The organism is Amycolatopsis sp. TNS106, from assembly GCF_019330265.1.
GTDB lineage: Bacteria > Actinomycetota > Actinomycetes > Mycobacteriales > Pseudonocardiaceae > Amycolatopsis > Amycolatopsis lurida.
Genome location: NZ_CP024972.1, coordinates 3529918 through 3545229 on the forward strand (window position 1 = coordinate 3529918; position 15312 = coordinate 3545229).

The 15312-nt window shown below is 68.4% G+C and carries 12 protein-coding genes; 4 read left to right on the forward strand and 8 right to left on the reverse strand.

Annotated features, from left to right (window positions below; genetic code table 11):
* Positions 1-29 precede the first annotated feature (29 nt).
* The 8 genes from CVV72_RS15640 to CVV72_RS15675 all read right to left on the reverse strand — a co-directional run bounded on the left by CVV72_RS15640 (position 30) and on the right by CVV72_RS15675 (position 8540).
* Positions 30-1283 carry a GrpB family protein gene (locus CVV72_RS15640; RefSeq protein ID WP_219153103.1) on the reverse strand — a complete coding sequence of 418 codons (1254 nt, stop codon included), beginning with the start codon at positions 1281-1283 and terminating at the stop codon, positions 30-32.
* Positions 1284-1341: 58 nt separating this feature from the next.
* Entirely contained in the window at positions 1342-2172 is an 831-nt protein-coding gene (locus tag CVV72_RS15645) for a shikimate dehydrogenase (RefSeq protein ID WP_255632779.1), read from the reverse strand.
* A gap of 13 nt (positions 2173-2185) precedes the next feature.
* The gene (mltG, locus tag CVV72_RS15650) at positions 2186-3631 is read right to left on the reverse strand and encodes an endolytic transglycosylase MltG (protein ID WP_219153105.1); all 1446 of its coding nucleotides are present in this window, start codon (positions 3629-3631) and stop codon (positions 2186-2188) included.
* A 347-nt stretch (positions 3632-3978) separates the two neighbouring features.
* Positions 3979-4482 (reverse strand): Holliday junction resolvase RuvX, encoded by a 504-nt coding sequence (gene ruvX / locus CVV72_RS15655; protein ID WP_219153106.1) that lies wholly within the window; start codon positions 4480-4482, stop codon positions 3979-3981.
* Entirely contained in the window at positions 4475-7138 is a 2664-nt protein-coding gene (gene alaS, locus CVV72_RS15660; protein ID WP_219153107.1) for an alanine--tRNA ligase, read from the reverse strand. Before alaS ends, ruvX begins: the two co-directional genes overlap by 8 nt.
* A 91-nt stretch (positions 7139-7229) precedes the next feature.
* The gene (locus CVV72_RS15665) at positions 7230-7538 is read right to left on the reverse strand and encodes a hypothetical protein (RefSeq protein WP_016333063.1); all 309 of its coding nucleotides are present in this window, start codon (positions 7536-7538) and stop codon (positions 7230-7232) included.
* Positions 7535-7933 (reverse strand): DUF948 domain-containing protein, encoded by a 399-nt coding sequence (locus CVV72_RS15670; protein ID WP_007031187.1) that lies wholly within the window; start codon positions 7931-7933, stop codon positions 7535-7537. The genes CVV72_RS15665 and CVV72_RS15670 overlap by 4 nt, the downstream gene beginning before the upstream one ends.
* A 130-nt stretch (positions 7934-8063) precedes the next feature.
* The gene (locus CVV72_RS15675; protein WP_219153108.1) at positions 8064-8540 is read right to left on the reverse strand and encodes a hypothetical protein; all 477 of its coding nucleotides are present in this window, start codon (positions 8538-8540) and stop codon (positions 8064-8066) included.
* Positions 8541-8658: 118 nt separating this feature from the next.
* Here CVV72_RS15675 and CVV72_RS15680 point away from each other — a divergent pair, with 118 nt between their 5' ends.
* The 4 genes from CVV72_RS15680 to CVV72_RS15695 all read left to right on the forward strand — a co-directional run bounded on the left by CVV72_RS15680 (position 8659) and on the right by CVV72_RS15695 (position 15104).
* Positions 8659-10737 carry a phosphocholine-specific phospholipase C gene (locus CVV72_RS15680; protein ID WP_219153109.1) on the forward strand — a complete coding sequence of 693 codons (2079 nt, stop codon included), beginning with the start codon at positions 8659-8661 and terminating at the stop codon, positions 10735-10737.
* Positions 10738-10838: 101 nt separating this feature from the next.
* On the forward strand, positions 10839-11525 hold the full coding sequence (locus CVV72_RS15685; RefSeq protein ID WP_219153110.1) for a VOC family protein: 687 nt from the start codon (positions 10839-10841) through the stop codon (positions 11523-11525).
* Between the two features lie 10 nt (positions 11526-11535).
* Complete coding sequence (locus CVV72_RS15690; RefSeq protein ID WP_255632704.1) at positions 11536-12582, forward strand: hypothetical protein; 1047 nt, start codon at positions 11536-11538, stop codon at positions 12580-12582.
* A gap of 137 nt (positions 12583-12719) precedes the next feature.
* Positions 12720-15104 carry a glycosyl hydrolase family 18 protein gene (locus CVV72_RS15695; protein WP_219153111.1) on the forward strand — a complete coding sequence of 795 codons (2385 nt, stop codon included), beginning with the start codon at positions 12720-12722 and terminating at the stop codon, positions 15102-15104.
* The last annotated feature ends 208 nt before the right edge of the window (positions 15105-15312 follow it).

A 15312-nucleotide genomic window follows, 5' to 3' on the forward strand; every position in this document is an offset into this window, starting at 1 on the left:
CAAGGAGGCCTTCACGGACTTGGACCTGGTCAGGATTCTCGGACGGTCCGGAAGTACAGGAACCGCGGCTCGGTCCGGAGCTTCGCGTACCACCGCGGGTCCGCTTCGGCGGCCGCCTCCTGCGGCATCGGCTCGACCAGCCGGTCGACCGCGAAGCCGGCGTCCCGCACCGCGTCGAACGTCCAGCTCAGCGGCCGCCGGTAGAACCGGACCTTCTGCCCCGGCGGGAACTCGTCTTCCAGCAGTTCGAGCTGGAAGTAGTTCCGCTTGTCGAACCAGCGCCAGTCCTCGGCGGGATGATGCACCGAGAACACCAGGAGCCCGCCCGGTTTGAGCACCCGCCGGAACTCCGCCAGCGCCGGCGCCCAGTCCTTCAGGTAGTGCAGGACCAGCGACGCCGTGACGACGTCGATCGAGGCATCCTCCAAAAAGGACATCGGCCGCGAAACGTCCGCCGTCTCGAAACGAGCGACGCTCCCGAACTTCTCCCTGGCGACGGCCACCATGCCCTCGCTGGCGTCGACGCCGAGGACGTCCGCGCCCTTCGCGGCGAGCAAGGCGCTGAGGTGACCCGCCGCGCTGCCGACGTCCAGCACCCGTTTGCCCGCGACGTCCCCGGCCAGCTCCACGATGGCGGGACGGTCGTAGAGGGCGTTGGTGCTGCTGCTTTCGGCGTGCGCCGCGTAGAGCCGGGCGAACCCGTCGTACTGGGCGGCGCGCGCCCGTTCGATGATCTCGTCGATCACCTCGGTCTTGGCGTCGGCGTACTGCTGGATGTACTTCCAGGTACGCGACGCCAGTTCGCGTTTCCTGGCCTCGTACAGCTTGAGCTCGTCCTCGTGCGCGATCAGGCGGTCGCGGAAGAGCCGGTAGCGCTCGGCCTGGCCGTTGTCCGGCGAGTAGACGTGGAGGTTGATGTTGGTGTCCGGGCCTTTGAAGCAGCGGTGCTTCTCCCACTCCGGCTCGCGGATGACGAGCTTGTAGCCTTCGGCCTCCAACTGCGGCACATAGGCGTCTTCGTCGTCCGAATCGGCGACGATCAGCATGATGTCGATGATCGGTTTCGCGCAGAGACCCGGCACCGACGTGGAACCGACATGCTCCAGGACCAGCGCGCGCTCCCCCAGGATCCCCCTGATGCGCTTCGCTTCCCGGTCGAACAGCTCGGGCCACGCCGGGTCGTATTCGACCAGCGTGACGGTGGAATTCAGTACCGGAGCCTGATCGACCCACGAGTCGTTGATGTCTTCTTCGGTGTAGTCGTCTCGATCGGGTTTAGGCATTGACCCCTTGTTCCTTCCTCAAGGCAGTCGGCCAGATTATCGAAACCGGGCGAGCTTGTCAGCCGATCGGCAGAGAAAGAATCCCTCCGGTCGCCTCGCGCAGCGCGTCCCGCATCTCTGCTCGCGGCGCCGGCTGTCCGGTGAAGTACTCGGACTGCCCGAAGGCCTGGTGCAGCAACATGTCCAGCCCGGTCGCGAGCCGTCCGCCCCGTTCGGCGACGGCTTCGGCGAGCGCGGTCGGCCAAGGGTGGTAGATGACGTCGAGGACGCAGCCGATCCGGGACAGCTCCGTCAGATGCGGCCGGACGGCGTCCGGGGGCACGGTGTTCACCAGCACCGCCGAATCCGCCGCGAGCTTCCCGAAGTCGGCCTCCGCCCAGCGGAGGATCTCGACATCGAGCCCGGCCCGCTGAGCCGCCTCGACCGTTTCCGTCGCCCGTGCGGGATCCCGCACGACGAGCCGCACCGTCCGCACGCCGAGCGACGCCAGCCCGACGAGGGCCGCGGCGGCGGTCCCGCCCGCGCCGAGGACGACGGCGGCGTCGTCGGTGTCAGGCGAGTATTCCCCCGCGATCCGCAGCGCCTCGGTGACCCCGTCGACGTCGGTGCAGTCGGCGAGCCAGCCGGTTTCCCGGCGCACCAGCGTGTTCGCCGCGCCGACGGCGGCCGCGCGCGGCGTGACTTCGTCGGCGTGCTCCAGCGCGGCCCGTTTGCCGGGCATGGTCACCGAAAGCCCGGTCCACTCCGGACCGAGACCGTCGACGAACGCGGGCAGCCCGAGACCGTCCATCTCGACCCGCTCATAGGTCCAGCCGTCCAGCCCCAGCGCGCGGAAGGCGGCGCCGTGCAGGACGGGCGAGAGCGAGTGTTCGACCGGTTTCCCGAGGATCGCGGCCTTCCGCTTAGTAGACACCGCGCCTCTGTGCGTCCAGCTTGGCCTTGTTGTGCTCGTCGTTCGTCACCGTGAAGCAGGAGAGTCCATTCTTCTCGCATTTGACGAAGAACAGCCACTCGCCGGCGGTCGGCTTCAGCGCGGCCTGGATCGCCTCCGCGCTGGGCACCGCGATCGGCGTCGGGGTCAGGCCGACCGATTTGTACGTGTTGTACACGCCCGCTTTTTCCCGTTCCTCGGGTTTGGTGAGCAGGGTCGGCCGGTCGAGGACGTAGTTGATCGTCGAGTCCATCTCGAGCCGCATCTTCTTGTCGAGCCGGTTGTAGATGACCCGCGAGATCTTCCCGAAGTCGGCCTTCACCGCCTCGCGTTCGATGATCGACGCGATGACGAGCGTCTCGTAGGGGGTCTTGCCCTCCCCCTTCGACTGATCGCTCAACCCGGCGTTCAGGATGCGCTCCGCCGAGGTCTTGACGACGAACGTCAGCAGCTCTTCGGCACTCCAGCCGGGCTTGATGTTGTAGATGCCCGGAGCGATCAGCCCTTCGAGCCGCCGGTCCTTATGCTCGGCGTTCGTGGCGGATTCGACGGCCCACGACGGGACACCCAGCTTCGCCAGATCCGCGGTCTCGATCGTCTTGCGCAGTTCCTCGACCGGGATACAGGTGCTCGTGCCGTTCAGGTCGGCGCAGGAAGCCTTGGACAGCAACGAATACACCCCCGGCGTCACCTTGCCGTCGGGCTGGGTGATGTCGTGGAACTGGGTGTACGGCCGGATCTCGACCTGCCCGACCTTCGACGCGGGCGCGATCATCTTCTCGACCGCGCTGGCACCGGACATCTTCGTCTTCATGACGTAGTAGCCCTGCTGGAGCCGCGAGACGGCGGTGTTGTCCTCGCCCGCCTTCACGAACGCCTTGCCGCTGGCGACCACCCCGGCCGCCTGGAGCCGGTTGCCGATCGCCGACGTCGAGTCGCCCTTCTCCACCTGGACGAGGACGTCGCTCTCGCCTGCGCCTTCGTAGTCGTCGTACCCGAAGATCTCGGTGAAGCCGTAGTAGGCACCACCGGCCAGCAGGACGAGCACGGTCAGCGCGGCGATCCAGCCCAGCGCGCGCTTCTTCTTGCGCTTCTTGGGCGGCGGTCCCTGACGTTCCGGGCGCTCGTCCTCGATGCGTTCGGGCTCGGCCCGGTCTTCGTCTTCGAAGTCCTCGTAATCTTCGTAGTCGTCGTACTCGTCATAGTCGTCGTACGGGTCGTCGCCGAAGATCTCGTTGTATTCCTCTTCGCTGCCCTCGGGCGGCGAAGCGGGGTTCGCGCCGGGACGCCGGGCGATCGGCGCTTCCTGGATCGCGGGGAGGATGTCGGTCGGCCGCTCGTCCGGGAACGGGCCGTCGTCCTCACGGCGCCTGCGCCGGCCGGGGCGGGGTGCCTCGTCCTGAGCGTAGGCGGGCATGCCAAGACCCCGGTCACCCGGCTGGGGGGACCGCCGCTGCGGAGCGGGGGGCGGTGGCGGGACCGCGGGTTCCGGCACCCGCCTCGACGGGGCCGGACGCAGTGGCTCTTCGGCGGCGCGCCGGGCACGCGGCGGCGGCTCTTCCGGCGACCGGCGGGCACGCGGCGGTTCTTCCGCCGGACGCCGTACGGGCGGCGGCTCGGGCGGTTCCTGCCGGACGTGCCGTCGTCCCGTCGGCTGAGGTTCGGGCCGTCGACGCGGCGGGGCCGGTGGCGGGCTGGCCTCCTCAGGCTCCCGCAACCGTCGTCTACCGCCCTGACGGCGCTCGGGCCGGCCGTGGGGCTCGGTCATGTATCGCCCTTCCGTGCGCGATGTGCCGCTACCGCGTCGATCCACGCCTGCAGGATCTCGACCGCGGCCGCCTGATCGACGACGGCACGTTGCTTACGTCCCTTCACCCCACGCTGCGACAGCATCCTGGATGCCGTCACCGTGGTCAACCGCTCGTCGGCCAGTCGCACCGGCACCGGCGCGATCCTGGCGGCGACCTTTTCGGCATAGTCCAGCGCCGCTTCGGCCGCCGGGCCATGACGGTCCTTGAGCGTCCTCGGCAAGCCGACGACGACCTCGACCACGTCGTGTTCCGTGACGAGTCCGACGAGCAGGTCGACGTCCTTGTCGCCTGCCGCGTCGCGAGTGAGGGTAACGAGAGGGCTCGCGAGGATGGGGTCGGGATCACTCAACGCGACCCCGACCCGGACGGATCCGACATCCACGCCAAGCCGCCTGCCACGCCCCGGATCGGCCTCTCCTGGCCGATCCGGGCGCCGCTGGGGGGCGTCGTCAGCCAACTTGGGCGACCGCCGCGCGCAGTGAGGCGATGGCCTGCTCGGCCCCGGCCGGGTTGGTGCCCCCGCCCTGTGCCATGTCCGGCTTGCCGCCGCCACGGCCGCCGATCGCCTCGGCGAACGACGGGACGAGCTTGCCCGCCGCGATGCCCTTCTCCTGCGCCGCCTTGGTGGTGGCGACGACGAAGGCGACCTTCTCGCCTTGCGGGGCGAACAACGCGACGATGCCGGGACGGGCGCCGAGCCTGCCGCGGATGTCCGAAGCCAGCGCGCGCAGGCCGTTCGAGTCGACACCCTCGCCGAGCTTCTCCGCCACGACCGCGATCCCGCCGATGTCCTCGGCCTTGTCCGCGAGCGAGCCTGCCGAACCGAGCACCTGCTGGGTGCGCAGCTGCTCGATCTCCTTCTCGGCGTTCTTGAGCCGGGTGAGCACGTCGTCGATGCGCGACGGCAGCTGCTCCGAGGGCACCTTGAAGGTGTTCGCGAGCTGCGAGACGAGCAGCTGCTCCTTGCGGACGTACTTGAGCGCGTCCGTGCCGACCAGCGCCTCGACGCGGTGCACGCCGGAACCGATGGACGAGTCGCCCACCAGCTTCACCAGGCCGAGCTGGCCGATGCGATCGACGTGGGTGCCACCGCAGAGCTCGCGGGAGTACTCGCCCATGTCGACGACGCGGACGTCGTTGCCGTACTTCTCGCCGAACAGCGCGACCGCGCCCAGTTCGAGGGCCTTGTCCTTCGTGGTGACGAAGGTGTTCACCTCGACGTTGGTCTGGAGGTAGTCGTTGACCTCCTCCTCGACCTCGGTCAGCACGTCGGCCGACACGCCACCGGAGGTGGTGAAGTCGAAACGCATGCGGCCCGGCGAGTTCAGCGAACCGGCCTGCGCCGCGCGCTTGCCGTACGCGCCGCGCACGGCGGCGTGCACCAGGTGCGTCGCGGAGTGCGACCGTTCGATCGACAGGCGGCGATGCTGGTCGACCGAACCGGTCAGCGTGCTGCCGATACCCACCTCGCCCTCGGTCACCTCGACGCGGTGCACGAACAGGCCCGGCACGATCTTCTGCACGTCGTGGACCTTGAGCTCGACGCCGTCGCCGAGCAGGACGCCGGTGTCGGCGACCTGGCCACCGCTCTCGGCGTAGAACGGCGTGCGGTCCAGGACCAGCTCCGCCTTCTTGCCCGCGCCGACGCTGGAGACCGGCACACCGTCTTCGAGCAGCGCGACGACCTTCGCCTCGGCCTGCAGGTCGGTGTAGCCGAGGAACTCGGTCTCGCCGTTGCGCTCCAGCACCTTGCGGTACTCGGACAGGTCGCCGTGGCCGGTCTTGCGCGACGCCGCGTCGGCCTTCGCGCGCTGCCGCTGCTCGTTCATGAGCGTGCGGAAGCCCTCTTCGTCGACGGACAGGCCCTGCTCGGACGCCATCTCCAGCGTCAGGTCGATCGGGAAGCCGTAGGTGTCGTGCAGCTGGAACGCCTTGTCCCCGGCCAGCAGCGAACCACCGGCGCGCTTGGTCTCCTCGGCCGCCATGTCGAAGATGCGCGAGCCGCTGGTGAGCGTGGAGAGGAAGGCCTCCTCCTCGACGCGCACGACGTCCTCGATGCGGTCGAACCCGGAGACCAGCTCGGGGTACGTCGGACCCATGGTGTCGCGGACGACCGCGGCGAAGGCGGGCAGCACCGGCTCGTGCACACCGAGCAGGCGCGCGGAGCGGATGATGCGGCGCAGCAGACGGCGCAGCACGTAGCCGCGGCCGTCGTTGCCGGGGGTGACGCCGTCGCCGATCAGCAGGACGCCGGTGCGGGCGTGGTCGGCGATGACGCGGAAGCGGACGTCGTCGGTGTGGTCGGAGCCGTAGCGGCGGCCGGAGAACTCCTCGGCGCGGCCGATCACCGGGCGGACGAGATCGGTCTCGTAGACGTTCTCGACGCCCTGCAGGATCGTCGCGACCCGCTCGACACCCATGCCGGTGTCGATGTTCTTCTTCGGCAGCTCACCGATCGGCTTGTGGCCGTGCTTCGGGCTCTTGTCGCCCCGCACGTCCTGCATGAAGACGAGGTTCCAGATCTCGATGTAGCGGTCCTCGTCGGCGACCGGACCGCCCTCGCGGCCGTAGTCCGGGCCGCGGTCGTAGTAGATCTCCGAGCAGGGACCGCCGGGACCGGGTACGCCCATGTCCCAGTAGTTGTCCTTGCCGTCACGGGACTGGATGCGCTCGCCGGGCAGGCCGGTGAGCTTCTTCCACAGGCCCGCGGCCTCGGAGTCGTCCTCGTAGACCGTCGCCCAGATGCGGTTCGGGTCGAGGCCGTAGCCGCCTTCGCTCTGGGGCTTGGTGATCAGCTCCCAGGCGTACTCGATGGCGCCTTCCTTGAAGTAGTCGCCGAAGGAGAAGTTCCCGGCCATCTGGAAGAACGTGTTGTGCCGTGTGGTCTTGCCGACCTCGTCGATGTCCGGCGTGCGGACGCATTTCTGGACGCTGGTCGCGCGCGGGTACGGCGGCGGGGCCTCGCCGAGGAAGTACGGCTTGAACTGGACCATGCCCGCGTTGACGAACAGCAGGTTCGGGTCGTCGAGGATCAGCGGCGCGCTGGGGACGCGCGTGTGGCCCTTGTTCTCGAAATGGCTCAGAAAACGCTGGGTGATTTCGTGTGTTTCCACGGGATCGTCCTTGTATACGGGCTCGCGCGAACGCGCTGGGAATGCGGACAGGCGGGAACGGCGAAGGGCTGGGCTTCCGGACGCGGCCGGATCAGCCCTCCGCCCGGCGAGCTCGCCGGACCGGGCGCCGCGACGACGCCGCGTGCCTGCCCTCGGTCACGGGGGCCGTGCTCAAGCCGGTCCGTTCGGACACCATGTCGTGCAACTCCTGTTCCCGCTCGCTCATCCCGGCGCGGACCTCCGCACCGAACGAACCGACGGCGCCCGCGAGTTCCCGCACGGCGTCGCCCAGGTTCGAGGCTAACCCCGCCGGCGTGGCCTGGCGAGCGGTTTCCGTCGCTTTGCGTGACAGGGCGACTCCGGCGACCACGCCGACGCCGAGCCAGAACAGGCGCTTCATTTGCGGCCCCGCTTCTTCGCCGGACGAGAGGCTTTCGCTTCCGCCTTCTTGCGGCGGGCCTTGATCGCCTTGCTGAGGCCGTAGGACAGCGCGGCCGTCTTCACCAGTGGCCCGCCGAGCGTCGCGGTGAACACCGACGACAGCGCGGACACGTTGCCGGACACGGCCTGCGCGTTGGCGGTGATGCCGTCGACCCGCTCCAGCTGTGTGTTGACGTGCGTGATCGTCTCGTTCGCGCCGATCAGCAGCGGGTCGGTGTTCTCGTGCGCCTTGCGGATGGCGATCGTGGCCTCGTCCAGGGTCCGGCCGAGCTTGAACAGCACGATCGCCAGCAGCACGACGAGTACGACGAATGCTCCTGCGGCGATCAGCGCGGCGATCTGCCCTGCCGACACGGGCCCTCCTCAAGGGTCTGCGGTCTTTGGTGCCCGTGAGGTTACCGCGCAGGCGGCCGTTCGGCGGGGTCACCCCACCGGACGGTCACTCAGCGCAGTGACCGCACGACGAACCGGGGAGAACCGGACGTCAGTGCCCGCTCTTGGGCGGCATGGTCTTCGGCTTGCCGGGCGGGTCTCCGGGCGCGCGGCCGTTGCGGCGGTCGCCGCCCGACTGCGGGGAGGCGGCGGGCTCTCGCGGGTCGGGCGGGGTGGGCTCATCCGCGGCCCGGAACGGAACCGGCCTGGCTCTCGTGCGCGGAGTTTCGCCGACCGGCTCGGATGCCTCCCGCGATTCCGGCGGTGAAGGCGTTCGCGGCTCGTCCGGCGTGGTCGCGGGCGGTGGGGTCACCGGCGGCGGAGTCCTCGGCGGCGGGGCCACAGGCGGCGGGGATGTCGCCTGCGGCGTGGGCATCGGCCTGGGTCCCAGCGCGGTGGGCAGGTCCGGCACGCCGGAGAATGCGACGAGGAGAAGCACCCCGTAACCGGCGGTGGCCCCGGCACTGATCGCGATCCGGCGGGCCAGGACACGACGACGGCCACTGGGGTCTGCGAACACCGGTCTCACGAGGCCTCCCCGCCTTCGTTTCGTCGTGATGCCCGGGAACCACGGCCCTCCGGCTACCGACGCCGAGTCGACCTGTTCGGTTCTTGTGACGTTCATGTTACTGGGTCAAGGTTCCGGCATGCCTGAACTGTCACGCCGTACGTTGCTGGGCGCCACCGGCGCCGCGGCCGCCACCACCCTTCTCCCGCCGTCCGTGCACGCCGCCATGGCCGAACCCATGCGGCGGGGCGGACTCGACGCCATCGATCACGTGATCGTGCTGATGCAGGAGAACCGGTCGTTCGATCACTACTACGGCAGCCTGCGCGGTGTCCGGGGCTTCTCCGACACGCATCCGCTCGAACTGCCGTCGGGGACCTCGGTGTTCGAGCAGCCGAATCCGGCGGGCGGCACGGTGTTGCCGTTCTCGGTGCGCAAGGCGGCCGAACTCGCCGGGCGGAAACCGGACGACATCCAGTACCTCGGCGACCTCGACCACAGCTGGAACGGCAGCGGCAAGGCATGGGCGCGCGGCTGGAACAACGGCTGGATCGCGGCGAAGACGCCGGCCACCATGACCTACTACGAGCGCCGCGACATCGCGCTCCAGTACGAACTCGCGGATACCTTCACCATCTGCGACGCCTACCACTGCTCGATCTTCGGCTCCACCAACCCGAACCGGAACTTCCTGTGGACCGGGACCACCGGATTCGAACCGGGCAGCACGACGAACCGCGCGGTCACCAACGCCGCGTACTCCTACGACCACAAGGGCTACGACTGGACGACGTACCCGGAACGCCTCGAGGCCGCCGGGGTGCCGTGGCAGATCTACCAGGAGTGGGACAACTTCACCGACAACGCCGTCGAATACTTCGTGCCGTTCAAGAAGGTCGGCACGAAGATCCTCGCTTCGGTCGAGGGGAAGTTCCGCACCACCGAAGAGTTCTACGACACCCTGCTCAAGAAGACCCCCGAAGAGCGCACCAAGCTGCTGACGCAGTTCGACGCCGGGGTCGCGAAGCTGACGCCCGCCGAGCGGAACCTGTTCAAGAAGGCCATGTACCGCAGTGAGCCGGAGACGCTGGTGACCCGGCTGAAGGCGGACATCCAGGCGCGGCGCCTGCCCGCGGTCAGCTGGCTGGTGCCGTCGGCGAAGGACTCCGAGCACCCCGGCGCGTCCACCCCGGTCGGCAGCGCGAACCTGATCTACCGCGTGCTCGACGCGCTGGCGTCCGACCGCGAAACGTGGTCCAAGACGGTGCTGCTGATCAACTTCGACGAGAACGACGGCTACTTCGACCACGTGCCGCCGCCGATGCCGCCCGGGAACGCGGCCAACGACGCGGACCACTTCAACGGCCAGCCGCTCGGTTTCGGCCCGCGTGTGCCGATGACGGTCGTCTCCCCGTGGTCGATCGGCGGCAACGTCGACTCCACCGTGTACGACCACACCTCGGTCCTGCGGTTCCTCGAACGCTGGACGGGGATCGCCGAGCCGAACATCAGCAAGTGGCGGCGGACCGTCGCGGGCGATCTCACCGGCGCCTTCGACTTCTCGCGCGCCGGACGTCAGCCGCGGGTGAACCGGCCCGGCCCGGTGCCCGCGCCGATCAGCCGCTGGCGGCCGTCCGCCCCGGCGGAGCAGAGCCTGCCCGTGGCCGAGCCCGGGAACCGGCCGTCGCGTCCGCTGCCGTACCAGGTTTCGGTGTCCGGCGCGGTGGACAAGTCGGGGAATCTGGCGCTGTCGCTGGTCAACAGCGGCTCGTCTTCGGCGCATTTCGCGCTGTACCCGTACAAGGGCGAATTCGCCGAGCCCGCGCACCGCGACGTCCGCGGCGAGGCACCGGAGCTCGTCCGGCTGGCCGGTGACGAATACCGCGTCGTCGTCCAGGGGCCGAACCGGTCGTGGTGGGAACTTCGCGGTAACCGTCGCGGAGCCGCCGCGGGTGTCGATGTCCGGACGCGCTTCCTGACCTGGCGCTCCGGCGTCGAGTTCAAACTGTCCAACTCGGGCACTTCGGCGCTGACGCTGCGGCTGTCGTCTTCGCGGTTCACGCGTGTCGTGCGGGTCGGGGCCGGGCGTTCGGTCACGGTGGACTGGCCGGTTTCGGGCGGCTGGTACGACGTGAAGGTGACCGCGGACGGGGATCCGTCGTTCCTGCGGACGCTGACCGCGCGGGTGGAGAACGGGCGGAACGGCGTCTCCTGCTGATCGTTCCGTGAAGGCCTCCTTCCCTACCCTGAGAGTAGGGAAGGAGGCCTTCACGGACTTAATCGATTGCGTCGCAGGCTCCGCGGCTCCTAGCTTCGCTTATGACCGCGACCCTGCAGGCGCTCGGCTTCGACGCGCACGACCCGCACCGTCTCACGCGTTTCTGGGCGGAGATCCTCGGCTGGGAATCGGACGGCACCGTCCTGATCCCGACCGACGACACCGGTTTCCGCATCCGCTTCGTCGCGGCCGGGGAACTGAAGGCGGGCAAGAACCACGCGCATTTCGACCTGACGAGCGAGTCCCTCGAAGGTCAGCGGAACACGGTCGCGAGGGTGCTCGACCTCGGTGGCCGCCGGATCGACATCGGGCAGAGCCCCGAGGAAGAGCACGTGGTGCTCGCCGACCCCGAGGGCAACGAATTCTGCGTCATCGAGCCTGGCAACGGCTTCCTCGCCGAATGCGGCTTCGTCGGCGCGCTCGCCTGCGACGGTTCGCGGGCAGCCGGCCACTTCTGGAGCAAGGCGCTCGACTGGCCATTGGTCTGGGACGAAGGCGAGGAGACCGCGATCCGTTCGCCGCACGGCGGACCGAAGATCACCTGGGGCGGCCCGCCGTTCGACGCCAAGACCGGGAAACGCCGGGTGCGTTTCGACCTCGGCGGTCCGCCGGCGGAAGTCGACCGTCTCGTTTCGCTCGGAGCGACCCGCCTCGGCACCGGCGAGGACGGCCGGGTGGAACTGGCCGATCCCGACGGAAACGAGTTTTCCGTCGTCGTCACTCGATAACCTCTGCCCCATGGACATGAGAGCCGCGGCCGAGACCCTGGCCGCCGGGGAACACTTCGACTCCTGGGACCTGGACGAGGCCGGCCCGGAAGAGCTCGCCGAACTGCGCGAAATCCGGCGAGCCGGGAATCCCGTTCTGCGCAACGCGGCACGCGCCCTGCTGTTCGCCGTGGGCGGCCCGGACGCGCTCGGCGAGTACGACCTCGCGCTCGTCCGCCGCCTGATCCGGGGCAAGCTCGCCGACGACGTCCCCGTCCCGATGGAATTTTGCGAGCTCTGGTACGCCGTTCCGACCACCGACCAGGCGGCGGTGCTCGACGCCTTCGGCCTGTCCGACGCGGAACCGGTGACCATGTCGCTGGGTACCGAGATCTGGAGCCGGCACTATTCCGGCCTCGGGCACCAGCGGTGCGCGCAGGTCTACGTCAGCCCGGTCCTCGATGGCTGGACTCTCGTCTTCGGCAACGCTTCACAGGACCAGCATCCCCCCGGCATCGTGGAAGAACGCGACCTGTACGCGAACGTCCGCGCGAACGAAGCAGTCTGGCGCCGGGTGACCCGGGAGAGATGCGTCGAACTGAGCCGCCGATTCGGGACGGCGCATTTCTACTTCACCAGTCACGGTGACGCTTCGACGTCGTGGTGCATCGCCGAAAAAGGCGAACTGGTCCGCTTCTACGACGTCTCCGTCCCCGAAGAAGCCGTCGGCGAACTAGCGGCCGAAGCCGGATACCTTCTCCCCCATGAAGAAGTGCCGTTGCCCGAAGGCTGGGCCGACGACATCGAGCACACCGAAGACCCCCGGGACTGGCAGCGGGAATGGTTCCGGCGATACCGGCTGCTGAAAACAGAACTCGGGATCCCGGACCATTGCGACGCGGAAACACTCGCCGAGGCGCTGTCGGTGTTTCCCGGCAAGATCGGCCCGCATACCCATGTCGAGGGAAATGGCGTAATAGCACTGACGAGATGTGGTCGGGAGTATGGCCACCCGCGCACCCTGTTGACCGGCTTGACTTACACACCACCGCCCGAACGGCCCTCGATCTTCGACTAAGGCCGGACCTGACGAACCACAGGTACGCTCCGCCGTACGGCACCGGATGGAAATTGGTCTACACCTATTGACGCGCGGCAGGTCAGCGGCTCAAGCTGCTGGGACCGAGGGCCATCTTCCACTGTCGGAGGTTCGGCGTGCCAAGGAGAACCAGGAAACTACTCCCCCTGCTGGCGTCGCTCATCACGCTGGCCGGAATCATGATCGTCGTCATCACCCCGTCCACGTCGAGCGCGGCAGGCCACGAGGACTGCCGTCCCGACGGGCTGTACCGGACACCCGGCGTCGACACCCCCTACTGCACCGTCTACGACACCGCGGGCCGCGAATCCCTGGGACAAGGGCATTCCCGCCGCGTGATCGGCTACTTCACCAGCTGGCGCACCGGAAAGAACGGCGCACCGGCCTATCTGGTCAACAACATCCCGTGGTCGAAGGTCACCCACCTCAACTACGCGTTCGCTCATGTGGACGCGCAGAACAAGGTGTCGGTCGGCGCGCCGAGCGCGACCAACGAGTCCATCGGCATGGAATGGCCGGGCGTGCCCGGCGCCGAGATGGATCCGTCGTTGCCCTACAAGGGACACTTCAACCTGCTGACCAAGTACAAGAAGCAGCACCCGAACGTGAAGTCGCTGATCTCGATCGGCGGCTGGGCCGAGACCGGCGGCTTCCTGAACCCCGACGGCACCCGCAACGCCTCCGGCGGGTTCTACAAGATGACGCAGACCCAGGCGGGTATCGACGTCTTCGCGGATTCCGTCGTGCAATTCCTGCGCACCTACGGTTTCAACGGCGCGGACATCGACTACGAGTACGCGACGTCGGCGAACTACGCCGGCAACCCGGACGACTACTGGATCGCGCAGGCCAACCGCGGCACCCTCTGGGCGGGCTACGAGAACCTGATGCGCACGCTGCGCGAGAAGCTCGACCGGGCGGGCGCCGCCGACGGCAAGCACTACCTGCTGACCGCCGCCGTGCCCGCGTCCGGCTGGCTGCTGCGCGGCCAGGAGGTCTACGGCGTCACGCGGTATCTGGACTACGCCAACATGATGAGCTACGACCTGCACGGCGCGTGGAACCAATTCGTCGGGCCGAACGCCGCGCTCTACGACTCCGGCAACGACGCGGAACTCGCGCACTGGCAGGTGTACACGACACCGCAGTACGACGGGCAAGGCTATCTCAACACCGACTGGGCCTATCACTACTTCCGCGGTGCGATGCAGGCAGGCCGGATCAACATCGGCGTCGGGTTCTACACCCGCGGCTGGCAAGGCGTGTCCGGCGGGACGAACGGCTTGTGGGGCAAGGCTCCGCTGCCCGACCAGAAACAGTGTCCACCGGGCACCGGGTCACACGTCGGTTCGACGGTGCCGTGCGGCAACGGCGCGATCGGTATCGACAACCTCTGGCACGATCTCGGCCTGGCGGGCGGCGAGGTCCCCGCGGGCGCGAACCCGATGTGGCACGCGAAGAACCTCGAGAACGAGATCACGCCGGACTACCTGGAGGCGTACGGGCTGACACCGAAGACCGACCCGACGGACCGGATCTCGGGCTCCTACAACAGGTATTACGACAACACGATGGTGACGCCGTGGCTGTGGAACAACGACAAGAAGGTGTTCCTGTCCACTGAGGACGAAGCCTCGCTCGCCACGAAGGCCAAATACGTGGCCGACAAGGGCATCGGCGGCATCATGATCTGGGAACTGGCGGGCGACTACGCCTTCGACGAAGCCAAGGGCCAGTACTTCATGGGCGACACGCTGATCACGAAGATCAACGACGGCCTGCGCGGAGCCGCCCCGTACGGCAACGCCAAGTCGCCGCGTCCCGCGCCGTCGTCGGTGCTGAACGCGAACGTCAACCTGACCGGATTCGCGCTGGGCGACGCGAACTACCCGATCACCCCGCGGATGCGCATCACCAACAATTCGACCACCACCATCCCCGGTGGCACGAAGATCGAGTTCGACTACGGCACGAGCGCGCCCGGCAGTATGTCCGACCAATCCGGCTTCGGCCTGACGGTCACGAGCAAGGGCCACAGCGGGCCCAACGTCGGCGGGATGAAGGGAGACTTCCAGCATGTCGCGGTGACCGTGCCGACCTGGCAGAACATCGCGCCGGGCGCCACCGTCGAGATCCGGCTGAACTACTACATGCCGATCGCGTCGCCGTCGAACTTCACGTTCACCTTCGGCGGGACGACTTACGCGATCGCGTCGGATCACCCGCGTGGCGGCGGTACCCCGCCGACGACGACCACCACACCCACCACGACCACCACCGGTACGACGACCACCACGACCAGTCCGACCACGACGCGGACGACCACCACCACGCCGACGACGACCACGTCGGTGCCGTCCGACGCCTGGAAGCCGAACGTCGATTACGCCACCGGTGCCCGGGTGACCCACAACGGCGCGGCGTACGTGTGCCGTCAGGGTCACCGGTCCCTGCCCGGCTGGGAGCCGCCGAACGTGCCTGCCCTCTGGACCCCCGCCTGACAGAGCCCGGCAGCGCGCTAGGAACGGTCCTTTCCTTGCGAATTTCGCAAGGAAAGGACCGTTCATGGCGTCCGGATGCCCTGACCGGGTCAGGCGGACTCAGTAGTGCCCGGCGTTGCGAAAGTGGCTTTCACAACCACGCAAGCACGGCCGAGCGCCACATCGCCGCCAACGGAGGCCACCAGCATGTCGCGAAAGCCACTTTCGG